The following is a 24,590-nucleotide window of genomic DNA, read 5'->3' as shown; positions in this document are numbered from 1 at the left end:
TCTAAGTCATTGATATTGAATGAATAGGGATTCGATTGGTCCCACACCTGGTCCCACACTGAGATTTCAGCTCGCTTGATGATACCATGTCCACGCTGCCAGTTGCGAGAGGGTACTGGTCCCAACCGGGAGTTTTTCGTTAGCCTGAATGCTGAACGGTCCGGCACTTCGAGTGCATGACTGACCTCGGAGTGCCTCAATGATTTTCAAGAACAATGCAATTTCAAGAAGAGAAACAGTCTGAATCGATTTGCTACCTGAATGGCGACATGATCCCGTTTCAGGATGCGAGATTGCCGGTGTTCGATCTGGCGATCATGCAGGGAGCGACAGTCACCGAACGTCTGCGCACGTTTCGGCATGTTCCATATGATGTGGACGCACACCTGAAACGGTTACAACAATCTCTCGACCTCGTCGGGTGGCCGAACTTACCTGACTTGAGCAATTTATCGCATGTCGTTGCAGAAATCGCTCGCCTGAACACCAAGAATCTCGCCGTCAATTCAGACCTCGCGATTGTCCTCTTCATCTCAGCCGGGCAAGCTGTCGGGGATTCCAACGGGCTGATCGATCAAAGCAAACCGACAGTTTGCGTCTATTCAGCTCCGCTTCCTTTTTCGAAATGGACCGCTGGATACACCCAGGGTGTTGAACTCATCGTGCCTGAAGTTCGGCAGATTCCCCGAATCAGCATCGATCCCAAAATCAAAATGCGCAGCCGTTTGCATTGGCAACTGGCCGATCAGGAAGCTCGTAGAAAAAACCCACGAGCGCTGGCTTTACTTCTTGATGAATATGATTGCCTGACCGAAACCAGCAGCGGCAATTTGATGATCGTCAAGAACGGAGCGGTGTTCTCTCCTCGTGAATCTCAAACACTGGATGGAATCAGCCGACAGCACGTGATTCAAATTTGTGAAGAGCTTGAAATCCCATTCACGTTTACCGACCTGAAGAAATCGGATTTACTGCAAGCTGATGAAGCCTTTTTGACCTCATCGACGTTCTGCCTGATGCCCGTTGCGTCGGTGGACGGGAACTCGATTGGAACCTCGATCCCGGGAACTGTGACTGAAAAAATCCGTCAGTCTTGGACAACATCCATTGGGCTCGATTTCGTGGAACAGGCAAAGAGCGCAAAATGAGCCGTGAGGCGCCAGCTTGGCGTCTGATGAAGACTTTGTATTCGAAAAGTGAGACGGAAAGAGATGTGTCACCTTCCGGAGAGGCCAATCGTCCCGAAACTACGGTGATCGACAAATTTCTCCTGACGCTCGCTTTACTCGCTGGTCACTTTGAGTTGCTTCATCCGCTCTCGGGCACGATGCAAAGTCGGGCCAATCGAGTTTTCTGGAATCCCGATGAGGTTACTGATCTCCCGGTAGCTCTTCCCTTCGAGGTGATAGAGTCGAACAACGTTGGCTTCTGAAGCGGGCAGCTGAGCTAGCAAGACACGAACTTCTTCCGTGTCCGAGAGTCGCTGCACGTGATCAGACCCTCCGCCATGCAATGCCGATTGATGAGCATTGACGTGGCCCATTGCCTCCAGCTGCTTTCGCTTGATGACAGCTTTAACAACGATTCGCCTTGCCACAACCACCAGATAGCTGGCCAGCGAAGAACGCCCTTTGAAGTGCCTGAGCACCGCAAATTCATTTTTCAGGAGCGTCAAAAAGATTTCTGAACAGAGATCTTCGATGTCAGCCTGAGAGAGTTTTAAGCTGCGAGCATGTGCTGTGTGGCTGATGACATGAATGAAGACTCCAAGAAATCGATCGACAAAAGCTTCCCAAGCCCCTGGCTCACGCTGGAGGCAGCGGTTGAGGATTTGTCGATCTGTTTCCAGTAATGGCACGAGGAACGCCCTATTTCAGAGATCTCTGGCAGTAAGTTTACAATATACTGTCCGCTAGACCTGACCGTGAGAGAAGTTCACAATGTCCTTCTTGACAACGTCTTCTTTGTCCTGTCGTCTCAGTCTTGTCGTCTTTACCACAGTCCCATTTTATGCGTGAAGTGTTTAAACGGCAACTGGGACCATCTGTCCACTAGTCTTTCGGTTCAATCAGCGAAAGATTTTAACGAATCCGAATGATCCGGAAAAACCGGCTGTATTGACGTATCGACATCAACCGAACCATAATAGCCAGAGGAAGATATGGCCTGTGGGTTGCATAAGCTTGGTCCGCAAGGACACTGTGGGGTTACCCCACGGGAGAAACGTTGTTCGAGATTCGTCGGATGAAGCTGTCCGACGGAAAGCATTGTTTCCGTCAGACAGCTTCGCCACAGGATGCGTTGTGCAACCCACCGGTCAGTCTTCGTTTTTATTGAAACTCTTCGTACATCTGAACTTTCAAACATTTGCCGGCCTGGGAAAAGCACAAACATTATGGGGCTTTTTGACTTCATTAAAGGCTTGTTTGGTGGTTCTGCTCAGGTGCAATCCGAGCCCATTCACGCTGACGTCAATGCAGGCCGCGCTCAGACTGAGAGAAACCAGGCTGATGCTGGCGAAGCAGTTCATCATGAACATTCGTCACCCGAAAACTCCTCTTCGACCAGAGTTTATCGAGAAAGAAAAGAATCAAAAAACATTGTCCTGAGGAAGTTGGGCTATCGTCCAAGCACTGTTGCGACTCCTCAGGAGCAAGAAATTGTTTCGCACCGCCCCTACAAATTTGCCGTTCCGGGGCCACACCCAGGAGAGTTTCTGGATCTCAGCCAGGATGCCGATGAACGCTGGCTGGAATATTACGGATTGCCAACACTGGCGACTCCGGACGATTTAGCAGACTGGTTCGGCATTTCCATCGGAAAGCTGGCGTGGTTGACTCATCGCATGCGGGATGGCAACCGTCCTAAAGATGTCAAGGACGCTCACTATCACTTTCAATGGAAAAAGAAACGCTCTGGCAGTTGGCGACTGATCGAAGCTCCCAAAGAGGAATTAAAGGGAGTTCAAACAAAAATTCTTCGCGAAATCCTCGACCTCGTTCCCGCCCATCCGGCAGCTCACGGATTTGTGCCGGGACGTTCTATTCTCTCGAATGCAGTCCCGCATGTAGGGAGTAAGTTTCTCTTGAAGCTGGATCTGGAAAACTTTTATCCGACAGTTCGTTACTCGCGCGTTGTGGCAATTTTCCGTAGCCTTGGATTTAGCCGTGAAGTCAGCATCTGGCTTGCACGCTTGACGGTCTCAGCTCCTCCGTGGAGCCTGGATGCCCCTATGAAAAACTGGGAGTTCTGGCAGTTGATGCCTCCTCATCTCCCGCAAGGTGCGCCTACCTCCCCTGCCCTCGCCAACTTATCAGCCTTTGCTCTGGACGTCCGACTGTCAGGAATGGCCAAGGCTTACAATCTTAAATACACCCGCTACGCCGATGACCTCACCTTCTCGGGACCGGGCCTGTCGATCCCGGCTCTCAATGAATTCATCCCGCTGACCTCGAAAATCATCACTTCCGAACGTTTCTTGGTGAACAAGAAGAAGCGAAAGATTATCCGCAACAGCCAACGGCAATGCGTGACCGGTGTTGTGGTCAACGAGAAGATCAACGTTTCTCGGCAAGACTACGATCAACTTAAAGCGATCTTGCACAACTGTGTCAAAACAGGTCCGCAACAACAAAACCGAAATCAGCACCCCGATTTCGCCTCTCATCTCCGCGGACGAATTGCTCATATGATGCAATTGAATCCAAGCCGGGGAGCGAAATTGCTTGAGATCTACCAGAAGATCCGCTGGTAAGCATCCATCAGCTGTTTACAAGAGACACAACTCTTCTCAGAATCGGAGGCGAATCCAGGAAGGAGCTCGCGATTCCGATGTCTGAGCAACCCGACAATCCGTTCGAAACCCCTTCGCCCAAGGGAATTCGCATTGTTCAAGCCACGCTACGTGTGGTGGTTGCAATTCAGTGCTGGGGTTACGCGGCTGGTCATTTGCACCATGGAAAACAATTCGCTCTCCTTGAAATTCTGAGAAAAGGGGGCAAATTTCCAGATGCGAAAATCGCTCTCTTTGAAGACTACACCGCTTACTTCCTGATCGCCTGCGGTGTGGTCAGTCTCTTCAGACCGATGTGGGCCATGCTGATCCCTCTGGGAGCTTTCCAGGTCGGAACTGCGATCGGAGTCATCCTTGCTCAGAAAGGTCTCCTGCCGTATCTGGAAGTCATGAATCAAGCAGTTCGCATGACCGTTCCGACCGCGCTGCTTATGGTCGACTTCTGGCCTCCACGTGTAAAACCGACGTTGGCGTTCTGTCTCTCCTCAATAAAAATGTTACGACTGGCAACCGCCACGACCTTCTTCGGCCACGGTATGCTTGTGCTCTACCAGTACCAAGCTGGGGGAGAGTTTGTCGAAATCATCGGAAGGACAGCTCGCAACGTTTTCCATTACCCGATCACGCGTGGTCATGCTCAAATGGTGCTCGTGATTATTGGAATTGCGGAGATCGCACTTGCTCTGAATCTGATGACATCGCGCAATCGAATGATTGCGTTTGTGATGGCAACATGGGGATTGTTCCTCGCTGCCAGTTACACCCTCGCATACGGACAGTACGGCTACGACCGCACACTCATCCGAATCGCCAATTGCGGAGCCCCGCTCACCGTTCTGCTCTTCTGGATGAAAGCCATTCAGGAGCAGAAGCCGATCATACTTCCCGAAATTGAAGATGTCGGCTGATCCAGCTATCGCGAGCCCGACTCCGAAGCAAAGCCAATGTCTACTTCACACATTCTGCCTGCCCCATGGCAAGCTGGCAACAAAAGTGACGAAGTGACGAAAACGAACTTCAGGAGTTCTCGACATAACTCGTAGCTCGGGACCATTGTCCCGAGCAGCCAAGCAGAGTTTCTTTATCCAGTGCCAACGCTTCAAAGTTGTTGCTGAGTGTTCAATTTGTCGACCTCGTCGATTGCGAGGAGAGAAGGAAATCTCATGAGATTCTGTCCACCAACTCTCGAACGCACCATTTGCAGCGTGAAAAGAGAGTGGAGATTGGAATCCATCCTCATTGATGCAATAATGATCTCGTGTTAAGAGCAGTTTGCTCTACCATGTGCCCGTGAAGAACATGTTTCACCAGCGAAATTGATGTTCGCCACGAGGCAGGACGCGAACACCAATTTGAAGATGCTCTAATTTTGACATTCTTTGCCGTGAGCTGAGTTGCTCTTCCCGGCTGACTGAAAGTGAAATTTGATGAACCGAAATCTCATTCTAGCTGTGGTTGTCTCCCAGGGACTCTTCGCATTTTCACAGCTTCAAGCAGAAGCACCAACCACACAAACTGTGCAAAAAGTTCGCCAGCCTGCCTCGGCAGATTGGCCCTCCTGGCGAGGACCAAATGGAGATGGACATGCTTCACCCGATCAAAAGGCGCCTGTCAAATGGGATGAGAAAACCAACATCGCCTGGAAGAAGGCGATTCCGGGAAAAGGGCATGGCTCGCCGATTGTCGTAGGGGAGCATGTTTACTTAGCAACCTCTGTTGATGACAAAGAAACGCGATCCCTGCTTTGCCTGAACCGAAAGACAGGAGAGATTGAGTGGGAAACTGTGGTCCATCAGGGTCATGCAGTTCTTCCACGGAATAAAAAAGGGACTCAAGCCTCCTCGACACCTGCCTGTGACGGCGAGCGATTGTTTATCAACTTCCTGAACGACGACGCGATGTACACATCGGCCCTGAATCTTGAAGGTGAAATTTTATGGCAGCAGAAAATTTGTGACTATGTCGTCCATCAGGGTTTCGGTTCGTCTCCCGTAATTCATGAACAGCTCGTGATTGTCGTGGCAGACAATAAGTCCGGCGGAGCGATTGCCGGCTTGAATCGAGAGACAGGCAAAGTCGTCTGGAAGCACGACCGGCCTGAAACTCCAAACTATCCTTCACCAGTCATCATGGAAACCTCGGGCAAAGTACAACTGATCATGATCGGCTGTGATTTGGTGACGAGTCTTGATCCATTAACAGGGAAAGAGAACTGGGAAATCAAAGGCGCGACGACAGAGTGCGTCACATCAACAGTGACTAATGGAGACCTGATTTACACGACTGGCGGCTATCCGAAGAATCATGTCGCTGCTGTCCGAACTGATGGATCAGGAAAAACGGAATGGGAGAATGGTGTACGAGTTTATGTCCCCTCCTTGCTCATTATAGATGGATACTTGTACGGCGTCACCGATGCTGGAGTTGCAATGTGCTGGAATGCAGCCACTGGTGAAGAAATCTGGAAAGGCCGTCTCGGCGGAACGTTTTCATCGTCGCCCGTGTTAGTCGGAAATCTGATTTATGTTTCGAACGAGGCGAGCGAATCGTTCATTTTTGAGGCCTCTCCAGACGAGTTCACACTTGTCTCGAAAAACAATCTTGAAAATGTTTGCTTCTCGACACCTGCGATTTGCGGCGGACAGATTTTCATCCGTGTCGCTCAACAAACTGGTGAAACTCGCCAGGAATATGTGTACTGCATCGCTGAGTCTCCGAACCGGTCTGATAACTAATATAACCGACATATTGCGACTCGCTCGATTGATTGCAGTGTGATTTTGCATGAAAGACGCGAGTCGCAAATGTCGAAAATATGATCACTACTACGACAGTTGCGACTGTCGTAACAGGTTAATCATCTCCTCTCCGAATTTTCGATGAAACCTCTTCGCATTCTTTCAAGCAGCTGACTCGCATTGACGAGAAACCAGTCTGTGCTTCTTGGTCTCGCTTTGTAGATGCTCTGCAACTGCTATTTGGCCAATCCATCGAAGAACGCAATTTGTCGTTGAGGAAATTATGCCACTATCAATTCTGGGAATGGGGACCGCACTCCCTGAAACAACTGTTACTCAAGATGAGTCCCTCCGAATCGCGCAGCTACTTGCCGAAGGTCATCCCGAACTGATCGATACCCTCAGCCGGTTGTACCCCAAGACAACAATCCAGCAGCGTCACGTTGTACATGATCCAATCATGCTGAGGAACTTGCTTTCTAAAGCTGACATTGCGCATCAGGAAGCAGACGAGATTCGCACAAATGGCGGTCCGGGAACATTCCACCGTCTTCAGCTGGTCGACAAAGCTGCTGGCCCACTCGCCGCAGAAGCTGCGATGAAAGCACTCGAAGAAGCAGGCTTGTCTGCAACAGATGTGACCCACCTGGTTACGGTTTCCAGCACTGCTGGTTCGGCACCTGGTTTTGATTCAGCCCTGGTCGAATCAATCGGTCTCTCCAAGCACGTTGAGCGAACCAACGTCGGCATGATGATGTGCCAGGCTGCGATGAACGGACTGCGAGTTTCCAACGCCTTCGCAAGTTCCGAAACCGACGCTGTCGTGCTGATGGTTGCACTCGAAATTTGCAGTGCTCATTACGACTTGCAGCCAATGCCGAAGAAGCTCGTGACGAATGCGATTTTCGCAGACGGAGCCGCTGCCGTTGTTGGAACATCGAGACCGACTTCAGACTGGCAAGTCGATTTGAGTCGTGGGTACTTACTCAACAACGAACGTGACAATTTGCGAGTCGCTTTCGGAGATCATGGACTCGACATTCGCCTCTCGACGAAAGTCCCTTTACTCATTGAAGACAAGCTGGGAGATTGGGTCAAAGGTTGGCTGAACGAGTCGGGCATGAAGTTGTCTGACATCCGCTCCTGGGCAATTCATCCAGGTGGACCGAAGATTCTCGAAGCTGCCAGTGCGTCACTCGGAATTACTCGGCAAGACATTCAGGACAGCTGGGATGTCCTTTCCGACGTTGGGAATATGTCCTCGCCAACGGTACTATTTATCCTTGACCGTTTGCGAAAACGAAATGCAGAACTCCCATGTGTCGCGATTGCATTTGGGCCCGGCCTAACAATTGAAGCGACACTCATCGGGAAAGCTGCAGCCGGTCTCGCCAACACAGACCCTCAAGATCTCGCAGCTTAATGAGCCCCCGAAGTTCGCGGGCAATTTGCATCTCGGCAAGCCCGCGTAGAACAGTTTCATTCCCAATACTCGTCGTGCCCGTGAAGAACGCGATTCATCAATAAAATCGCTGTTCGCCACGAGGCAGAACCTGCAAACCAATTCGAAAGATGCTCTAGCAAGCCTCTTCAGTCTGCTAATTAAAACAGCTTTGAGTGACTGGAGTACCGTTTCAGGTACTCCTTCATTTTCAGCTTTCTCTTAGTGCTTTCGCTGGTCATGTAGCGAATCTTTCCATAGACACTTCGCTCGGGCCCCCAGGCACGATCGTATCGTCCCAGAACCCAGAAGATGCCGGAGTAACTGTTCGGGTTGCGGCCGTCGACCGCGTATTTGTTGTTAAGCTCAATCATCACCTGAATGGCATCTCGCGGAGTTTCGCTCCACTCGAAGATCTTCTTTCCCCAGAGCATCCGCAGATAGTTGTGCATGCGACCTTCTTGCACAAGCTGACGTTGAGCTGCATTCCAGACTTCATCATGCGTGCTTGCTGATTCAAACTCTCCCAGAGTGTAGACGTACTCACGTTCATCGTGGAGGTGCTCCTCCAATGTCGTCTTCGCCCAGTCGGGAAGTGATTCGTACTTGTCGTAGTTCGACTCATGAGAACACATGTTGTATCCCAATTCTCTCCAGGTGATCACCTCATCAAGATAACCTTCTGCATGCTCGGACATTCCCCACCAACCTTCACGCGACCCGTTGGGCTTCTCTGCAACGTTTGCAGGCGTCCAACCTTCACGGGCGGCAATTTCCGAAAAGATCGTATGCGCCGAAATGTGCCCAAAATGTAGATAGGGTGAGAGTCGACTACTCGCGTCGGTATCGGGATGATTTCGATCATCGGCATAACGCTCGAAGCCATCATCGAGGAACTCTTTCAGCGTCCTCGCGGCTGCGACTTCTCCGCCATCGAATGAGGCGGGCGTTACCGCATGGTCAATGGGAAAAGTTTTCAAGACATCATCGCTGGCTGTTAACGTCAGATCAGTCGCTTCTGGCCATTTTGAAAGAATCTGCTGGGGAACTTTGACTGCCTTCGGGAGATCGAGCTTCCGCAGAAAGTTTTCGCTCGGCACATTTTCCAGATGTTCGAGAATTTCTTTTTGCAGAAAGCGTCGAAACGAATGTGCTTTGGTGAACACTCGATCTGTTGCGGACATCGGGAACAGTCCGTTGGAATCGACAGCTTCCAACTTGACCTTCACTCGACGAGAAACAACCTTCAACATTGTCGGGATGAAGAAGCATGGAAAGTCATCAGTGACGACAATACATGCTTTCTCTGCGAGTTCTTCCAGCAATCCTTTCCCATCGTTTGGCTCAGGCTCGACGTAGCAGTAATAAGTCAGCGGGGCGGTTTTAAAAGACTCTCGCTGATTCGCCATTCCCTGTAGAATGAACTTGTGCATTCGGTCACTCGCCCAGCGATATTTCACGCGAACTGCTTCAAACACAATCAGAGGTTTACCGAGTCGTTGAGCCCACTCCGCAGCTCGCTCTAATGAAAAATTTGAGCGCGAGCGTCGGTTTGCGATCATCCAATATAAGATGTAATCCCCCGACTTATTGACGTCGTGGTTGTTCAACTCGCGAATCCGGATTTCGGGGACATCACTCATTCAACGCTCCGCTGGCATTTGTTGTTTTCTCGAACTCGCCGAATCTGGCAGCAAGTTTTTCCTGGCGATAACGGAAGATTTCTTCGAGGTCCTTACGCACGATCAGATCATGTATCAGCTTCCCTCCGGGGACGTCATACACCACTCGATCACGCATCAGCGTTCCTCCATCGATCTCTTCAAAAGTATGTTCGTGAATCCACTTTTTGTAAGGGCCGCGCAACTGGGAATCGACGAAGCAATATGGAGGTTCCCAAACTCTGATTTCCGTTCGCCAGCGGACAGGCACGAATCGCAGCCTCAATTTGTAGTCAATCAGAGCCCCGACGCACATTTCAATTGGTGCTGGTGTGAGAATTCGAAAGTTCAACCAAGGTGGAGTGATCTCCTCCAGATTCCCGGCATCGCTGAAAAACTCGAAGAGTCCTGAACGCGACTGATGGAAGCATTGCTCGACTTCAAAAGCCCAGCCATCGCCTTGATTCTGCTCAAATTTCATTTTCTCAGAACACTTTCCTGCTTTTGCGTGAGAGCATCTTTCGAATTGGTGTACGTGACCTGCCCCGGTGGAGAACAGCAATTTTAGTGATAAAACGCGTTTTTCCTGGGCAAGGGGTAGAGCAAACTGCTTTCGATGGATTCTAGACACCTGAGTCATTTCGTCGACTTTGGACGCGACAGCAGCATTCTGACCTGTTCGAACTGCGCGCAGTTGACGCATCAAGACTTACTGAAACCGCCTCACTCGTCTCGAAACCGGGAGTTCACTACACTCCGAGCGATTCACTGCCATGAGGAAAGCCATGACTGAAACACTCATCGTTGGGCTGGAAGTCCACGTTCAGCTATTAACAAAATCAAAGATTTTTTGCGGCTGTGCAAACCGCTTCAATCCAGATGCCCCCAATACGCAAACATGCCCGGTTTGTCTCGGACATCCCGGTTCGTTGCCGGTCATGAATGAAGAAGCCTTTCGGTTGTCATTGATCACCGCGACAGCGATCAATTGCGAAATTGCTCCGTTTACAAAATGGGATCGCAAGCAGTATTTCTATCCCGATCTCCCCAAGGGATATCAAATTAGCCAGTTCGACCTCCCCTTCAGTCATGATGGTTGGCTTGAAGTGACCAGCGACGATGGCTCGCGACGCAAGATCCGCATCAACCGTGCTCACCTTGAAGAAGATGCCGGAAAGAACATTCATGATGAATCGGGACGCGGCAACGACAGCCAGGTCGATTTAAATCGGACAGGCACTCCACTTTTAGAGATTGTCAGCGAACCAGACATTCGCTCGGCGGCGGAAGCGAAATCGTATCTGGAAGAACTCCATCTGTTGCTGACTTTTCTGGGCGTTTCTGACTGCAACATGCAGGAAGGTTCGCTGCGATGCGATGCGAATGTGAACCTGCATTACGGCGAGGGAGACGAGAAAGTCGCCACGCCGATTGTGGAAGTGAAAAACCTCAACAGTTTTCGGGCGGTCGAGGCGTCAATTGAATACGAAGCCGAGCGTCAGCGGAAAATCTTCGCTGAGACCGGTCGCAAACTCGGCGACCCCGGAGTTTCAAAAGAGACACGCGGCTGGGACGCCAATCGAAATATCACCTTTGGACAACGTGGAAAAGAAGAAGCTTCTGACTATCGATACTTTCCTGATCCAGATTTGATCCCCGTTACGGTTTCCAGAGAACAAGTCGAAGCGATCAAAGCAGCTTTGCCAGAACCGCCTGCAACTCGGCGACGTCGCTTCGAGAGCGAACTTGGACTCTCAGCTTACGATGCTGATGTCATCGTCAATCAGGGTAAAGATCTGGCGGACTATTATGAAGAAGTTGTTGCAGTCTGTCGCGATGGAAAGCTAGCAGCCAACTGGGTCACGCAAGATATTTTACGGGAGATGAAAGAACGTTCGTTTGAAATTAGCGAATTCCCAATTCAGTCAGACCTTTTGGGAACCATCATTCAGCGCGTCGTCGATAAGAAAATCACAAACAAAAGCGGCCGCGAAGTGTTAGGAGTTCTTCTTGAAGATGCCGACGAAGAACGCGAACTGAACCTGGCGCGAGTTGATGAAATCATCCAGGAACGCGGATTAGAGATCGTCTCGGATACTGGTGCTCTCGATGAGGCAATCCAGGCCGCGATTGCAGAGAGCCCCAAGGCTGTCGAAGATTTCAAAGCCGGGAAACAACAGGCAGTCGGAGCGTTAATTGGAAAAGTGATGCGGGTCGCCAAAGGGGCCGATGCCAAAACTGTGCGAGAAATGATCATCAAAACGTTGCAGGAAATGGAATAGAGCTCTCTGCTTGAGCTCAAGTCTTCCTGCCGTACGGGTCACTGACATTCCCACAACAGTCGAAGAGACATCAATTCCGTTTGATATCTCTCGTTTTTCCTGTTTACGGCCAATTCCGGCATTGCACATGAATTCACCGGGCTAAGATTGGTAGAGTGTTTAGCGTGTTCAGGTAAAATGTACTCGTCCCGCCTGAATTCATTATTAACATTGAAGCGAGCTGCACTCGTCGAGTGTGTGCTTCGTAAATCATTCTCTGGAAGATCGAATGCAGGAACTTCGTAAAGATCCGATTGTGGGTCGCTGGGTGATCATTGCCCCCGAGCGATTGACGCGTCCCCAGAATGTGAGCGATGCGGATGAACTCTCAACAGAGGGCTTTGATCCATTTCTGGAGGGACATGAAGACGCAACGACTCCGGAGATCATGGCGTACCGAAACTCTGGTGAAGCCAACCAGCCGGGGTGGCGTGTTCGCGTGATCCCGAACAAGTTCCCAGCTGTCACGGTCGAAGGACAACTCGACAAACGGGGTGTCGGCATTTACGACATGATGAACGGCATTGGTGCTCATGAAGTGATCGTAGAGTGTCCTCACCGCGAACAGAACATGTCGCGTTTGAGTGTGGAAAACATTCGGGAAGTCTTCTGGGTGTACCACGACCGACTTGTCGATCTGAAACGTGACTCCCGTCTTGTTCATGGTCTGATCTTCAAAAACAAAGGGGCGCGTGCCGGGGCGTCGCTGGACCATTCCCATTCACAATTGATCGTCAGTCCGATCGTGCCCATTACGATTCAGGAAGAACTCGACGGCGCGGATAAGTTCTACAAGTACCGCGGACGATCAATCTTCTCAGACATGATTCAACAGGAACTGGCGACCGGTGAACGGATCGTCATGGAGACCGAACACTTCGTAGTGATGTGTCCGTATGCAAGTCGATTTCCATTTGAAACGTGGATTGTTCCGCGACAACAGGCCAGCCACTTCGAGACAGCCACGCAAGCGGTGGTCGAAGATTTGGGAACTGTGATGAAGTCGGTTCTCACGAAAATGGAACTCGGCCTTGATGATCCACCTTACAACTACGTGCTTCATACAGCTCCATTCTCGAGCCCAAACCTGCCACACTTTCGCTGGCATATTGAGCTGTTCCCTCGCCTGAGTCGCGTCGCCGGTTTTGAATGGGGCAGCGGGTTTTATATTAACACGGTTCCTCCGGAAGAAGCTGCCCAATTCTTACGCGGAACAGAATTAACGTTCACGTAGGAATCCTTGTGTCTCGCCGAACGACTCCGCAGTTCGGATGTCCGGTGAGGCAGGTTGCGAAGCGATTCCTGGACATGTATTCTGTGAAATTATCGGAATCGTTCCTACGTGGAATGGTCGGGCACGGCCTGAAGCATCGAGAACAGTCAGTCTGAAGGAAGAACATCATGGATCACATTAACGGTTCTTTGGGTCGAAAATTGAACATGGCCCTCGTCGGTGGGGGACAAGGTTCGTTTATCGGTCGTGTGCATAATGTCGCTGCAATTCTGGATAATCGTGCACAATTAGTAGCCGGTGCGCTTTCATCAAACCCAGAACGGGCAAAAGCATCCGCCCCATTTTATGACATCCCTGCAGACCGGGCATACGGCTCTTATCAAGAGTTGGTCGACACCGAAGCTGCCCTCCCGGAGGGGCAACGGGTTGACTTCATCTCCATCGCAACTCCGAACCATACTCACTTCGAAGTTGCCAAAGCAGCACTCGCAAGAGGATTCAACGTTGTTTGCGATAAGCCGATGACGTTCGACCTCGCCCAAGCTGAGGAACTCGTCAAGCTGGTTGAAGCCTCGGGATCTGTCTTCGCACTCACACACAACTACACCGGCTATCCGTTAGTGCGACAAGCACGCGAGATGATCCTCGGCGGAGAACTTGGAGTCATCCAGGCGATCCGCAGTAACTACATTCAAGGCTGGCTGAGAACCCGGCTGGAAAGCGAAGATCAGAAACAGGCAGCCTGGCGAGCTGATCCAGCAAAGTCCGGAGCCGCAGGCGGCTTTGGTGATATCGGAACTCATGCTTACAACCTCGCGCGATACATGACCGGAGAACTCCCTGAGGAAGTCTCTTGCACCTTAAAGGTCTTTGAAGAAGGGCGCCAGCTGGACGACTACGGTCACGCAGTGATTCGCATGGAAAATGGTGGGTTGACGACAGTTACTGCAAGCCAGATTTCACACGGTCGCGAAAATGATCTGTTCATTGAAATCGACGGAACCAAAGGAGCGATCTCCTGGCGACAGGAAGATCCTAACCAGATGATGGTTCGCCGAAATGGAGAACCGTGGCACATTTACACTCGCAACCCCAATGCTCCGTTCACGACAGAACTGGCTGCCGCGTCGAGCCGTTTGCCGGGCGGACATCCAGAAGCGTTCTTCGAAGCGTTCGCGAATGTCTATCGCTTTGCTTATGACGACATGATCAAACGTGCTGCCGGAGAACCTTTTGAAAAGAGAGACACAATCTATCCGAATGTGTACGACGGGATCGAAGGGATGTATTTCATTCAGCAGTGCGTTGCGAGTAGTGCCGAAAACGGGGCCTGGTTGCCACTCAAACATCCGTTGGCACGACGGTAAAGTCAGTTCATGGAGCTTCACCATTCCTGGTAAAGTTGTATTTCCCATTAGAAAAGGACGTTCGAAACATGGCCAACGAGACTCAGGAAGAAACCCCCAGAGGTGTAGAGTCGAACACTGAACAACAGCAGCAACAAGTTCGGATTGAGCTCGATGACACCGGAGTGGATGCACTTTACGCGAACCTGTGTCGCGTTTCGAGCACCCCTGAAGAAGTGATTTTAGACCTCGCAGTGAATCCCAACCCTATGGGCACTCCAACCCAGAAACTTCAGGTCTCGCAGCGAGTCATCCTGAATCATTACACCGCCAAGAGACTTGCCGCGTTACTCACTGCAACTGTACAACGACATGAACAGGCCTTCGGACGGCTGGAAATCGATGTCCGAAAGCGACTGATTTCCGAGACCACATAAACTTCCCCACATTTTCAGGGAGACCTCTCGGTTTTCGAAGATTCAACAAATCCCAGCGAAATCGCGAAGAGGAGCTTCAAGTCGATTAGCCTGATTACAGCTCTGTTGGCGACATCAGGAAACAGGAGGGCCATTGGTCCTCCTTCTTTTCTATCAACGTTTTCAATGCAGGAGAGAATTTTGTCCGAGCACCCGGAAGGATTCACACCGTCTGATGACGACTCCGAGAATTCCGACGATGAAGCAGCTAACATGGGGGAATCCCAACCGGTGCAAGGGCAAGTCCGGCACAACAACATCAGTGCTCGCGTTCCCGATTCTGTCGGGCAAGGCGTTCTGAGCAACGGTGTCATGATCCTCACTGGGAAGTTCGAAATTGTCCTCGATTTCGCACTACGCATGGGAGAGCAACAGCGGATCGTTGCTCGCTGTATCTTGCCGCGAGCAGTCGCACAACAGTTCACCGGAGCATTGCGAGAAAACATGCGGATCTATGAAGCCCGCTTCGGCCCGCTCCCAACTGTTCCCAGACCGATCACAAATGAAAGCGAGTACTCTCTGGACGAGGAAGAAAATCCGGAATCTCGCCCTGAGGAATCTTCCGCACCGAATCATCCGGAGAACCAACTGGCACCTCCTCCAGAACCTCCGAACATCCAGGACATTTACGATGAGCTCAAGATCTCGGACGAAATGATGTCTGGAAGTTACTCGAATGCTGTATTAATACGGCACTCCGGGACGGAGTTCTGTCTCGATTTCATCACGAATTTTTTCCCGCGATCCGCAGTTTCTGCTCGTGTGTTTCTGGCAGCCCCGCACGTCAAGCCGCTTTTGAATTCACTCGAACGATCATTGGAGCCTCCTCCCGGGACGAGTCAGGAATTTGCGTGAAGATCATTCGGGGGCTGCAAATTTCCGAATGGTTAAGAATACGACTGTCACTTCTTTCATCCTAAGACATCAGATCCATTATGCACGCAGTGATACTAGGGGCTGGAACCGTCGGACGTTCAATCGCAGAGATTCTCGTTCAACACGATGTCGACGTCTGCGTTGTCGACGAGCAGCGAGAAGTGCTGAACCAAGTTGAAGAGCAGCTTGATGTCCAAACGGTTCTCGGATCGGCTTGCGAAGCAATCCCGCTGTTTCAGGCGGGGGTGCAAAACGCCGACTTGTGTCTGGCAGTCACCAGTCGAGATGAAGTCAACCTGGTTGGAGGAAGCTTATCCAAAGTGATGGGTGCGAAACGAACTGTCGCCCGAGTCTTTAATCCGGCTTACCGTGACATCAGTACGTTCGACTACCAGCGACACTTCGGAATCGACCGACTACTCAGCCTCGAAAAGTTAACAGCCTTAGAACTGGCAAAAGGATTGAGCGCTCCGGGACTGTTCGCTGTTGAGAATTTCGCGCGAGGTGGAGTCCAGGTTTTAGAAGCCAGTGTCGCGAAGCGTTCCAAAGCGGTGGGGCAAACGATTCGGGAATTAAGATTACCACCCACCGTGCGAATTGGTCTTCTCGTCGGTGAACATGGACCATGTGTTCCGAATGCAGAACAAGCGGTCCGAGCGGGTGACCGCGTGACTCTGATCGGTAAGCAGGAAGCACTTGATGACATCAAAAGCCTGTTTGAACCACGTACGCAACCCACGATGTCTGTCATCATTGCTGGTGGCGGCGAGATCGGTTTTCACCTGGCGAAACTTCTCGACAGCAAACGTTATCGTGTCGTCATTCTGGAATCAGACCCGAAACGCTGTAAGCACCTTTCAGTTCGTCTGGAATTCGCAACAGTCCTCACGGGAGACGCCACAATCCGCAGCGAACTCGAAGAAGCGAGAGTGAGCTCAACGGATGTCTTCGTTGCAGCCATGGGACGCGATGAAGACAACATCGTTTGTGGAGTCGAGGCAAAAGAACTCGGAGCAAAACGGATTCTCAGCATTGTCCGCCGACCAGACTATGCGAACGTCCTTGAACGAATCGGAATTGACATCGCAGTCAGTCCCCGTGAGGTGATGGCTGCGGAAATCATTGGCATGGTCCTGACCGGCCCGATCAATCGGAAAAGTGAGATCGCCGGAGGAGCCGCCGAGGTCTGGGAAGTTCAGGTTGAAGAAGGAGCTCCCTGCTTAGACGCCAAACTCAAAGAATTAAAAATTAAAGACTGCCTTATCGCTGCCATTGTGCGAGAAAACTTTGTTGAAGTCGCAAAAGGAGATGACCAACTTCGCCCCGAAGACACAGCCGTGATCATCGTCCAGAGAGGATTCGAAGAGGCTGCGCTCGCTTGGTTTACGACACCAGTTACGTCATGACACCGACCGCTCCGAAGATTCTTGGAATCGGAACCGTCACGGTTGACCACGTGATGACAGTTTCTGACTTCCCGGCTCCTGACACAAAAAACGAAGCGATCTCGACTCGCTTTCAAGTCGGTGGACCAGTCCCGATTGCACTGGCTCAACTCTCTCGGTTTGGCCACTCAACGAACTTCCTGAGTGCTTGGGGAGATGACCCATTCGGAAATCTGGTAGAAGAGCGGTTCAAAGCTGAGGGAATTGCTTTTTCACCTGCATGCCGCGGAGACTTCGCGACATCGGTCACTCAAATCTGGCTGAAGGAATCGACCGGTCAGAGAACATTGGTCACCTCTCGGACTCATGGCGCAGCCATAACAGAACTACTCACCGCTGAATTTGTCAGCCAGTTCGATGTGCTGCACCTGGACTGCTGGCCATCCGAAGCCGCTCTTCTCGCCGCAAGGTTCATGAAAGAGAATGGTGGGTTCGTTTGTGTCGACACAGGCTCGCCGAAGGCAGGAGTCGAAGAGATCTTGCGAATCGCGGACGTTGTGAACTGCCCGAAGCGGTTTTGCGAAATCTTCTTGAACGTATCTGATCTTGAGGAAGCGAGTCGAAGAGTCTCAACGTTCGGCCCGAAGATTGTGACAGTCACCGATGGAGAAAATGGATCGGTTCTTCACACTCAGGGAGAAACGTTTCATCAGCCTGCACTGAAATTCGGCAACATCGTGGACACGAATGGAGCGGGAGACAGTTTTTCAGGAGCGATAATACATGGCGTACTTCAAAACTGGCCTCCTGAGAAAGTGTTGAAGTTCGCAGCCACCTGCGCCGGGTTGAAATGTACTCAAGCAGGAAACGATGCGGCACTCCCGAACGAAGTTGATGTGCTTCAGCGAATGAATGCAAAGGTTTCGTCGGAGACCTGAAAAAACATCATTCGGTCTTCGAGTCTTTCTCAGACGTTTTCTCAGATGTTTTGGATTCGGCTAATTGCGGAAGGATATCAAGAACGTACTTCGCAAGATTCGTAGCCGCCTTGACGGCTCCTTCCCTTATTTTCCAGAGATCCTTCACGCTCGACGGACGTTTGAAGAGAGTCCCGACCAACGCTCCGCTGCGAATCGTTCCTTTCGGCCCGAAGATAGCGAGTACCTCTTTCGGCAGGTCTTCGCTCATGTCATCGCTGATGGCTCGAATTGCGATAAAGCCAGTGTTTCGATCTTTGCAAACTTGGGCGACAGCGTGTGATTCCATATCGACCGCAATTGCTTGCGTCCGTTCATTGAGTTCCCGTTTCTCCTCACGTGTCCTCACGATGTGATCAGCTGTGCAGAGTTTGCCAACGTGGAGATGCCGCTTGGGGTCACTTTGCATTCCGAGTTGCTGAGCGATTTCGTCGCGCCCGCTCTGGCGGATCAACGAGTTCCCTACAACAAGATCTCCAATCGCCATCTTTTCGATTAAGGCTCCGGAAAGCCCAGCTGAGAGAATCCAACTCGGCTGAACAGCATCAATCAAAGCATGTGCTGCCTGAGCTGCAAGTTCGTATCCAACAGCTCCTTCGACAACAATGACACGAATTTCATCCAGTGCGCAGTCATGGTATTTGAGTCCATTCCCGGATTGATTCCGAGAAGGATTCAGGCGGTCCAGCAACGGACTCGCTTCCAGATGCAGCGCACAGACGATTCCGATCGTTGTCCGTTTTTCTTCAGTTTGCTCTTTTTGAATGTGAGTCATGCCGACTCCTCGCTGGCTGAAGCGGTGTTGTCTTTTTTGCGCTGTTCCGCTTGTCCATCCAGTCGTTCAAGCGTGTCGCAAAGGATATCGACAGAGTCTCGTCTTTCCAGAAATTTTGCCATGATGGCGTATTCATCTGCATTGGTGACAGCGGAGACGAAGGGTAAAAAGAACTGCATAAGTTGCGATCCCAAATAATTCAGCGGGCGAGCCGATTGCAAAAGCGTGACCGCCGGCAGGGTCATGTGCCGACGAACCACTTCTTGACACAAACGTTCCACGAGCACCAGTTCCTCCTCTGTTGGAGGTGCGGTGTCGGTATCGACAGCGAATGCGTGTTTCAGCCAGGATTTGAGGGACATCTTGAAAACCGGTGACTCAATGATTCAGGCAATGATTTAGAACTGGTCCTGAAACCTGATATTGCTCACTCAAACGTTGAGACAAGCGGCTATTCCAGAGGTTTTCGGACTGGTTCTAGCATTTTACCGTCCATTCGAGTGGGGTGATAGAAACATGCAGCGAAGAGTTTTTCACACTGGCAGAACCTGATAACCCCAAGGAAAACAAGGTCCCCCTCTACGATTTCAACAGTCTTGCCTGGGATTTTAAAATCAATCGGGTTCCCATTGGACATTCTCGGCATGAATTCCGACACTCATTAAGGTGCAGAGGCTGTTCGAACTGCGAAGAGAAAGTGGAAGTTTAAGAGAGCTACGCTCAAGGCAATCACCTCCGTGCCTCAACGGTTTTATGGTGAAGACACCTCTGTTCATTGAATCTCCAAAAGTCCCCCAGAAAATAGACACCGAACCTGTATTTCGAAGTAACACTTATGACAGAGCAACCGCCCTTCTTATGTTTGGATCCCAGCGACAACATCGTTGTCGCAAGACGCTTTGCTCGTGAAGGAGATCTGTTCCACTCTCATGGAGCACCGATCGCTGCGAGTGAGCGGATCGACATGGGGCACAAGATGGCGATTCGGGAGATCGCGCAGGGCGAAGCGATTCGTAAGTTTGGACAACCGATTGGATTTGCGACAAAGCCGATTCAGCCGGGGCAATGGGTTCACACACACAACGTGGGACTCGGCGAACTTGGACATTCGTATGAGTTTTGCACTGCAATCAACGAAGTTCCCAAACCGAACACTGAACGGACGTTTCAAGGATTTCGCCGCGCCGATGGTCGGGCTGCGACGCGAAACTATCTCGGAATCATCAGTACGGTGAACTGTTCCGCGACATCGTCCAAGTACATTGCCAACGCCTTTGATGAATCGATTTTAGCAGATTATCCAAACATCGATGGAGTTGTGGCTCTTGCGCATCAAGGAGGATGTGCTTATGAGTACGGCGGAACCGATCATCGATTGCTGGCACGTACATTGGCTGGGTTTGCGGAACATGCCAACATCGCTGCGTATTTGATCGTTGGCCTCGGTTGCGAAACGGCTCAGGCGAGTTTTCTGGCAGAGGAACACAATCTTATTCAATTGAACGTAAGTTCCGAAGTCGCCAAAAAGCCATTGATCATGAACATTCAGGATCAAGGCGGAGTTGCAAAGACTGTCCGGCGAGGAGTCGAGGCACTCAAGGAACTTCTTCCGGACGCCAATAATGTTCAGCGAGTCCCGATTCCAGTCTCAGAGATTATTCTTGGAACGGAATGCGGGGGAAGTGATGGCAACAGTGGAGTGACTGCGAATCCGGCGTTAGGAATTGCGAGTGACCTGCTTGTTGGTCATGGTGGGACATCCATCCTTGCGGAAGTCCCTGAAATCTACGGTGGGGAACATTTACTGACTCGCCGCGCCATCACGAAAGATGTGGCAGACAAACTTCTCGAACGAATCAAATGGTGGGAAGACTATGCCAAACTCTTTGGTGCAAAAATTGACAACAACCCCTCCGTCGGAAACAAAAAAGGTGGCCTGACGACGATCTTCGAAAAGTCCCTGGGAGCCATCGCCAAAGGGGGAAGCTCTCCACTTCGAGCAGTCTATGAATTCGCAGAGAAGGTCCGAGAGAAGGGCTTCGTTGTGATGGACACTCCCGGTTACGACCCACCCTCTGTGACCGGGATGATTGCTGGCGGAGCAAACGTGGTAGTCTTCACGACCGGACGGGGAAGCTGCTTTGGTTGCAAGCCTGTCCCGACAATCAAGGTTGCCACAAACACTCCCATGTACAACCGCATGATTGACGATATGGACATGAATGCCGGGACCATTCTTGATGGTGACGCAACGGTCGAGTCGGTTGGGGAAATGATTTTCGAGAAGATCATTTCTGTCGCCAGCGGAGAACAGACGAAGAGCGAAGCTCAGAACATCGGCGACGAAGAATTCTGTCCCTGGACGCCAGGCCCCATCTTCTAGAGTATCTTTCGAACTGGCGTTCAAGTTTTGCCTCGTGGCGAGCAGTCCCAGAAGTCATACAAGTGACCTTTAAGGGCAAAACACGCATTGGATTGACTACAGAAGCTGAATCTCTGGGATCGAGCCCGACATCCACCTCCCACCTGTTTTTCATCAATTCAAGCCCGCATTGAGCTGTTTCACCTGTTCTCTCCGTCTCGCTTTTCGTTGAGCAAAATTCCTCAGGTGACACGCTTGATCTGGCGGATGGGTGTATTTCGGTTGAAATTCTGCAATCATAGAGCTTCACATCAATGTTGGATTGTGGATCTTAAAAGTGTGCGCAAGTTGCCTGCACTTTTCGAAATCCCCAATCTTGAAATATCCTATATTGGTTGACACAAACACGATTGGAAAAAATATGTCTGAGACATCACGCCGAGACTTCATGAAAACGACATCGGTTGCCGCCGTAGGAGCTGGTTTACTCAGCAGTGTCGCTAACCGTGCTTATGCTGCTGGGGATGAAGTGATTCGCATCGGACTTGTCGGCTGTGGTGGACGAGGAACCGGAGCAGCTTCTCAGGCGTTACAGTCTCCGGGCAACGTTGAACTCGTTGCAATGGGCGATGCATTTCAGGACCAGATGGAACGCTCGCTGACAAACATTGAAAAGGCTGTCAAAAAAGATGAGTCCGCGCATATTCAAGTTGCTCAGGAAAACATGTTCGTCGGATTCGACGCCTACAAAAAAGTGATCGACAGCGGAATCGACCTCGTCATTCTGGCGACTCCTCCCGGCTTTCGTCCAATGATGTTCGGGTATGCCGTTGAGAAAGGTGTCCATGTCTTCATGGAAAAACCGGTTGCAACCGACGCTGCCGGAGTTCGCAAAGTTCTTGAAGCTGCAAAGGTCGCGAAAGAGAAGAAACTGAAAGTCGGCGTTGGGCTCCAACGACATCACCAGGCCTGTTATCAGGAATTCATTCAAAGAGTCCACGACGGCCAAATTGGTGACGTCCGTGCCCTCCGGGTTTATTGGAATGGTGGCGGAGTCTGGGACCCGCGTAAGACTCGCGATGAAGTCAAGACTGAGATGGAGTACCAGATGCGGAACTGGTACTACTACAACTGGTTGTGCGGGGATCACATCAACGAGCAACACATCCACAACCTCGACGTCGGAAACTGGATCATGCAGCAGTATCCAGTGAGCGCGGTGGGGATGGGGGGACGAGAAGTTCGTACAGATAAGAAGTACGGTGAAATCTTCGATCATCACGCTGTTCAGTTTACATACGAAGACGGAACAGTGATGTTCAGCGAATGTCGCCACATCCGAAACTGCTGGAACTCTGTGACCGAGCATGCTCACGGAACCAACGGACTGATGGACCTCTCCAGTAATCCGCGAAACTGCAAATTGACTTGGGCACAGAGTGGCAATGTGGAGAGATTCAAGGGTGACACCAGCAACCCTTATCAGGTTGAACACGACAGATTGTTCGCTGCGATTCGCAAAGACGAAGAGTACAGCGAGGCAGAATACGGAGCGATGAGTACAATGACCGCGATACTGGGTCGAATGAGTACTTATTCCGGAAAAGAAATCACCATGGAAAAAGCTCTAACGGAAGGACCACAAATTGTGCCGAACCCGGAAGACTTGTCATGGGATCTGATGCCTCCAGCGAAGCCAGATGAAGATGGAGTCTACCCAGTTCCCGTTCCAGGTGTGACGGACGTTTTTGCGAGCTAGAGCAGTTTGCTCTACCGTGTGCCCGTGAAGAACGCATTTCTCCAGTAAAAATGCTGTTCGCCACGAGGCAGATCCTGCAAACCACTTCGAAAGACGCTCTAAAGCAATTTCATTACTTGTTTAGCGCGTGAACTCAAGTTCATGACTGCATAGACTGCTCGCGACCAGCCAGAACGCAAAGACGAAGCATGAGGCCGATGTTGTTTGACAACATCGGCCTCTTGCGTGGACTTTGAAGATTTTTTCGAATTGGTGTTCGTGTACTGTCTCTTGGTCAACAGAAATTTCGCTGATGAAATTTACCCTTCACGAGCACATGAGAGAGCAAACGGCCACAATAATTTTGAGGAATGATGCGATGCGACAAATGAAACTGTTCAAGGGAGTCGAGATGGAGATCTCCACTCTGGAAACGGAAGTCAATGAGTGGATTCAGGAGAACGGAATCGACGTCATTTCAATTTCCGGAAACATCACTCCGCAATCGTACTCAAGTAGAGGGCAAGAGCGGATGAGTGGCTCGGACATCTTGATTATCGTCGAGTACGAAAAGTAATCGCCCCTGAAATCCCACAGACCCGAAGTGTCGGTGAAATTTATTCGTCGAAGGTGAACGTTCCTTCGCGGGCAATGCTGTCGATTGGTTTTCTTCCGGACGGTTGCTCGAGGGATTGATAGTTTTCAGGGAGATCCTCGGGATTTCCGGGATGACCGATGGCGATCATGCAGTGGGGCTCGAAACCATCTGGAACATTCAAAGCCCGTGTTGAAGCACCTCGATCAAAGCCTGCCATTGGATGGGCGACCAAGCCGATGCTTGCTGCTTGCAGCAACAGGTTTTGTGTTGCAAGCCCGGCATCGAATTGATGTACGGGGTTCGGCTTTCCGTTTTTCGTAAATTTTTCTCTCGAAAAGACAATAACAAGGGCCCCTGCCTTTTGGCACCAGGCTTGATTCGCCTCTCCCAACAGATCAAAGAATGTTGACCAGTTGGCTGTCTGGTTTCGAGCGAACAAAAAACGCCATTCCTGCTCGTTGTATGTGGAGGGAGCCCAACGTGCGGCTTCGAACAGGCGATTTAGCGATTCGAGCTCGACGGCTTCTCCGTTCATCGCCCTTGGCGACCAACGTTTGAGAAACAGTTCTTCGATTGGGTGGTCGCTCTTACGATGTTCAAGCGGATTGGGAAGATTTGTCATTGTTCGATTCTTTCACAGCGTGAAGTGTCGAGAGTATTGAGGAACAGACTACAGATTATAGAACATTTCCGATGGTTGTCGTGCCCATGAAGAAGCTGTTCTCTCAGGAAAAACACTGATCTACGCCAGCCGGATCGCAAATAAGCCCTCCACATAAGGACTTTCAATTTCATCGAGATGCCTCTTTCGGGGCGATTCCCACTTGGCCACATCTTGAAACAGGGAGTTCCTGTTTTGAATTCAGTGA

The 24,590-nt window shown here is 50.9% G+C and carries 21 protein-coding genes; 15 read left to right on the top strand and 6 right to left on the bottom strand.

Translation table 11 applies throughout. The features are described from left to right. Nucleotides 1-215 precede the first annotated feature (215 nt). Nucleotides 216-1,148, top strand: a complete 933-nt coding sequence (locus tag ACN0YR_RS05325) for an aminotransferase class IV (protein ID WP_417848159.1) — start codon at nucleotides 216-218, stop codon at nucleotides 1,146-1,148. Between the two features lie 134 nt (nucleotides 1,149-1,282). Here ACN0YR_RS05325 and ACN0YR_RS05320 read toward each other — a convergent pair whose 3' ends face one another. Beyond that, nucleotides 1,283-1,858, bottom strand: a complete 576-nt coding sequence (locus ACN0YR_RS05320) for an RNA polymerase sigma factor (protein ID WP_417848158.1) — start codon at nucleotides 1,856-1,858, stop codon at nucleotides 1,283-1,285. 537 nt (nucleotides 1,859-2,395) lie between these two features. Between ACN0YR_RS05320 and ACN0YR_RS05315 the strand changes: the two genes are divergently transcribed. The 4 genes from ACN0YR_RS05315 to ACN0YR_RS05300 all read left to right on the top strand — a co-directional run bounded on the left by ACN0YR_RS05315 (nucleotide 2,396) and on the right by ACN0YR_RS05300 (nucleotide 7,954). Further along, nucleotides 2,396-3,754: a reverse transcriptase family protein gene (locus tag ACN0YR_RS05315; protein WP_417848157.1), complete on the top strand. Its 1,359-nt coding sequence runs from the start codon at nucleotides 2,396-2,398 to the stop codon at nucleotides 3,752-3,754. Nucleotides 3,755-3,831: 77 nt separating this feature from the next. After that, complete coding sequence (locus ACN0YR_RS05310; protein ID WP_417848156.1) at nucleotides 3,832-4,701, top strand: hypothetical protein; 870 nt, start codon at nucleotides 3,832-3,834, stop codon at nucleotides 4,699-4,701. 519 nt (nucleotides 4,702-5,220) lie between these two features. Further along, complete coding sequence (locus ACN0YR_RS05305) at nucleotides 5,221-6,528, top strand: PQQ-binding-like beta-propeller repeat protein (RefSeq protein ID WP_417848155.1); 1,308 nt, start codon at nucleotides 5,221-5,223, stop codon at nucleotides 6,526-6,528. Between the two features lie 286 nt (nucleotides 6,529-6,814). Beyond that, a complete protein-coding gene (locus ACN0YR_RS05300) occupies nucleotides 6,815-7,954 on the top strand; it encodes a type III polyketide synthase (protein ID WP_417848154.1) in 1,140 nt (379 codons plus the stop codon). Nucleotides 7,955-8,133: 179 nt separating this feature from the next. Here the strand turns inward: ACN0YR_RS05300 and ACN0YR_RS05295 are convergent, their stop codons facing one another. Both ACN0YR_RS05295 and ACN0YR_RS05290 read right to left on the bottom strand, forming a co-directional pair. Beyond that, the gene (locus ACN0YR_RS05295; protein ID WP_417848153.1) at nucleotides 8,134-9,615 is read right to left on the bottom strand and encodes a deoxyribodipyrimidine photolyase; all 1,482 of its coding nucleotides are present in this window, start codon (nucleotides 9,613-9,615) and stop codon (nucleotides 8,134-8,136) included. Next, nucleotides 9,608-10,114, bottom strand: coding sequence for an SRPBCC family protein (locus tag ACN0YR_RS05290; RefSeq protein ID WP_417848152.1), 507 nt, complete (start codon nucleotides 10,112-10,114; stop codon nucleotides 9,608-9,610). Before ACN0YR_RS05290 ends, ACN0YR_RS05295 begins: the two co-directional genes overlap by 8 nt. Nucleotides 10,115-10,418: 304 nt before the next feature. On the opposite strand from ACN0YR_RS05290, the gene gatB reads away from it, so the two are divergent. The 7 genes from gatB to ACN0YR_RS05255 all read left to right on the top strand — a co-directional run bounded on the left by gatB (nucleotide 10,419) and on the right by ACN0YR_RS05255 (nucleotide 18,209). After that, nucleotides 10,419-11,915, top strand: a complete 1,497-nt coding sequence (gatB, locus tag ACN0YR_RS05285) for an Asp-tRNA(Asn)/Glu-tRNA(Gln) amidotransferase subunit GatB (protein WP_417848151.1) — start codon at nucleotides 10,419-10,421, stop codon at nucleotides 11,913-11,915. Nucleotides 11,916-12,183: 268 nt separating this feature from the next. Beyond that, nucleotides 12,184-13,188 carry a galactose-1-phosphate uridylyltransferase gene (gene galT, locus ACN0YR_RS05280; protein WP_417848150.1) on the top strand — a complete coding sequence of 335 codons (1,005 nt, stop codon included), beginning with the start codon at nucleotides 12,184-12,186 and terminating at the stop codon, nucleotides 13,186-13,188. 167 nt (nucleotides 13,189-13,355) lie between these two features. Continuing rightward, the gene (locus tag ACN0YR_RS05275) at nucleotides 13,356-14,555 is read left to right on the top strand and encodes a Gfo/Idh/MocA family protein (protein ID WP_417848149.1); all 1,200 of its coding nucleotides are present in this window, start codon (nucleotides 13,356-13,358) and stop codon (nucleotides 14,553-14,555) included. Between the two features lie 68 nt (nucleotides 14,556-14,623). Then, nucleotides 14,624-14,971 carry a DUF3467 domain-containing protein gene (locus ACN0YR_RS05270; RefSeq protein WP_417848148.1) on the top strand — a complete coding sequence of 116 codons (348 nt, stop codon included), beginning with the start codon at nucleotides 14,624-14,626 and terminating at the stop codon, nucleotides 14,969-14,971. Between the two features lie 180 nt (nucleotides 14,972-15,151). Next, the gene (locus ACN0YR_RS05265) at nucleotides 15,152-15,865 is read left to right on the top strand and encodes a DUF3467 domain-containing protein (protein ID WP_417848147.1); all 714 of its coding nucleotides are present in this window, start codon (nucleotides 15,152-15,154) and stop codon (nucleotides 15,863-15,865) included. 80 nt (nucleotides 15,866-15,945) lie between these two features. Continuing rightward, nucleotides 15,946-17,292, top strand: coding sequence for a Trk system potassium transporter TrkA (gene trkA, locus ACN0YR_RS05260; RefSeq protein ID WP_417848146.1), 1,347 nt, complete (start codon nucleotides 15,946-15,948; stop codon nucleotides 17,290-17,292). Then, a complete protein-coding gene (locus tag ACN0YR_RS05255; RefSeq protein WP_417848145.1) occupies nucleotides 17,289-18,209 on the top strand; it encodes a carbohydrate kinase family protein in 921 nt (306 codons plus the stop codon). Before trkA ends, ACN0YR_RS05255 begins: the two co-directional genes overlap by 4 nt. A gap of 7 nt (nucleotides 18,210-18,216) precedes the next feature. Here the strand turns inward: ACN0YR_RS05255 and ACN0YR_RS05250 are convergent, their stop codons facing one another. Further along, nucleotides 18,217-19,023, bottom strand: coding sequence for a 5'-methylthioadenosine nucleosidase (locus ACN0YR_RS05250; RefSeq protein WP_417848144.1), 807 nt, complete (start codon nucleotides 19,021-19,023; stop codon nucleotides 18,217-18,219). Continuing rightward, nucleotides 19,020-19,385: a hypothetical protein gene (locus ACN0YR_RS05245; RefSeq protein ID WP_417848143.1), complete on the bottom strand. Its 366-nt coding sequence runs from the start codon at nucleotides 19,383-19,385 to the stop codon at nucleotides 19,020-19,022. Before ACN0YR_RS05245 ends, ACN0YR_RS05250 begins: the two co-directional genes overlap by 4 nt. A gap of 473 nt (nucleotides 19,386-19,858) precedes the next feature. On the opposite strand from ACN0YR_RS05245, the gene ACN0YR_RS05240 reads away from it, so the two are divergent. The 3 genes from ACN0YR_RS05240 (at nucleotide 19,859) to ACN0YR_RS05230 (ending at nucleotide 23,700) form a co-directional block, all read left to right on the top strand. Beyond that, complete coding sequence (locus tag ACN0YR_RS05240; protein WP_417848142.1) at nucleotides 19,859-21,406, top strand: UxaA family hydrolase; 1,548 nt, start codon at nucleotides 19,859-19,861, stop codon at nucleotides 21,404-21,406. A gap of 400 nt (nucleotides 21,407-21,806) precedes the next feature. Further along, the gene (locus tag ACN0YR_RS05235; RefSeq protein WP_417848141.1) at nucleotides 21,807-23,144 is read left to right on the top strand and encodes a Gfo/Idh/MocA family oxidoreductase; all 1,338 of its coding nucleotides are present in this window, start codon (nucleotides 21,807-21,809) and stop codon (nucleotides 23,142-23,144) included. Between the two features lie 358 nt (nucleotides 23,145-23,502). After that, nucleotides 23,503-23,700 carry a hypothetical protein gene (locus ACN0YR_RS05230; RefSeq protein WP_417848140.1) on the top strand — a complete coding sequence of 66 codons (198 nt, stop codon included), beginning with the start codon at nucleotides 23,503-23,505 and terminating at the stop codon, nucleotides 23,698-23,700. Between the two features lie 40 nt (nucleotides 23,701-23,740). Here the strand turns inward: ACN0YR_RS05230 and ACN0YR_RS05225 are convergent, their stop codons facing one another. Further along, nucleotides 23,741-24,343, bottom strand: a complete 603-nt coding sequence (locus ACN0YR_RS05225) for a nitroreductase family protein (RefSeq protein WP_417848139.1) — start codon at nucleotides 24,341-24,343, stop codon at nucleotides 23,741-23,743. Between the last annotated feature and the right edge of the window lie 247 nt (nucleotides 24,344-24,590).

Origin of the sequence: Thalassoglobus sp. (assembly GCF_048270125.1) — a bacterium.
Taxonomy (GTDB): Bacteria; Planctomycetota; Planctomycetia; order Planctomycetales; family Planctomycetaceae; genus Thalassoglobus.
Note: the sequence above shows the minus strand (reverse complement) of the source record. Positions and strands in the feature narration are given on the sequence as shown.

Coding starts and splice junctions, on each gene's coding strand:
- ACN0YR_RS05270 (WP_417848148.1), top strand. CDS start 14,624: ATGGCCAACGAGACTCAGGAAGAAACCCCCAGAGGTGTAGAGTCGAAC.
- ACN0YR_RS05250 (WP_417848144.1), bottom strand. CDS start 19,023: ATGACTCACATTCAAAAAGAGCAAACTGAAGAAAAACGGACAACGATC.
- ACN0YR_RS05225 (WP_417848139.1), bottom strand. CDS start 24,343: ATGACAAATCTTCCCAATCCGCTTGAACATCGTAAGAGCGACCACCCA.
- ACN0YR_RS05245 (WP_417848143.1), bottom strand. CDS start 19,385: ATGTCCCTCAAATCCTGGCTGAAACACGCATTCGCTGTCGATACCGAC.
- ACN0YR_RS05310 (WP_417848156.1), top strand. CDS start 3,832: ATGTCTGAGCAACCCGACAATCCGTTCGAAACCCCTTCGCCCAAGGGA.
- ACN0YR_RS05255 (WP_417848145.1), top strand. CDS start 17,289: ATGACACCGACCGCTCCGAAGATTCTTGGAATCGGAACCGTCACGGTT.
- ACN0YR_RS05315 (WP_417848157.1), top strand. CDS start 2,396: ATGGGGCTTTTTGACTTCATTAAAGGCTTGTTTGGTGGTTCTGCTCAG.
- trkA (WP_417848146.1), top strand. CDS start 15,946: ATGCACGCAGTGATACTAGGGGCTGGAACCGTCGGACGTTCAATCGCA.
- gatB (WP_417848151.1), top strand. CDS start 10,419: ATGACTGAAACACTCATCGTTGGGCTGGAAGTCCACGTTCAGCTATTA.
- ACN0YR_RS05290 (WP_417848152.1), bottom strand. CDS start 10,114: ATGAAATTTGAGCAGAATCAAGGCGATGGCTGGGCTTTTGAAGTCGAG.
- ACN0YR_RS05325 (WP_417848159.1), top strand. CDS start 216: ATGCAATTTCAAGAAGAGAAACAGTCTGAATCGATTTGCTACCTGAAT.
- galT (WP_417848150.1), top strand. CDS start 12,184: ATGCAGGAACTTCGTAAAGATCCGATTGTGGGTCGCTGGGTGATCATT.
- ACN0YR_RS05235 (WP_417848141.1), top strand. CDS start 21,807: ATGTCTGAGACATCACGCCGAGACTTCATGAAAACGACATCGGTTGCC.
- ACN0YR_RS05305 (WP_417848155.1), top strand. CDS start 5,221: ATGAACCGAAATCTCATTCTAGCTGTGGTTGTCTCCCAGGGACTCTTC.
- ACN0YR_RS05240 (WP_417848142.1), top strand. CDS start 19,859: ATGACAGAGCAACCGCCCTTCTTATGTTTGGATCCCAGCGACAACATC.
- ACN0YR_RS05300 (WP_417848154.1), top strand. CDS start 6,815: ATGCCACTATCAATTCTGGGAATGGGGACCGCACTCCCTGAAACAACT.
- ACN0YR_RS05275 (WP_417848149.1), top strand. CDS start 13,356: ATGGATCACATTAACGGTTCTTTGGGTCGAAAATTGAACATGGCCCTC.
- ACN0YR_RS05295 (WP_417848153.1), bottom strand. CDS start 9,615: ATGAGTGATGTCCCCGAAATCCGGATTCGCGAGTTGAACAACCACGAC.
- ACN0YR_RS05230 (WP_417848140.1), top strand. CDS start 23,503: ATGCGACAAATGAAACTGTTCAAGGGAGTCGAGATGGAGATCTCCACT.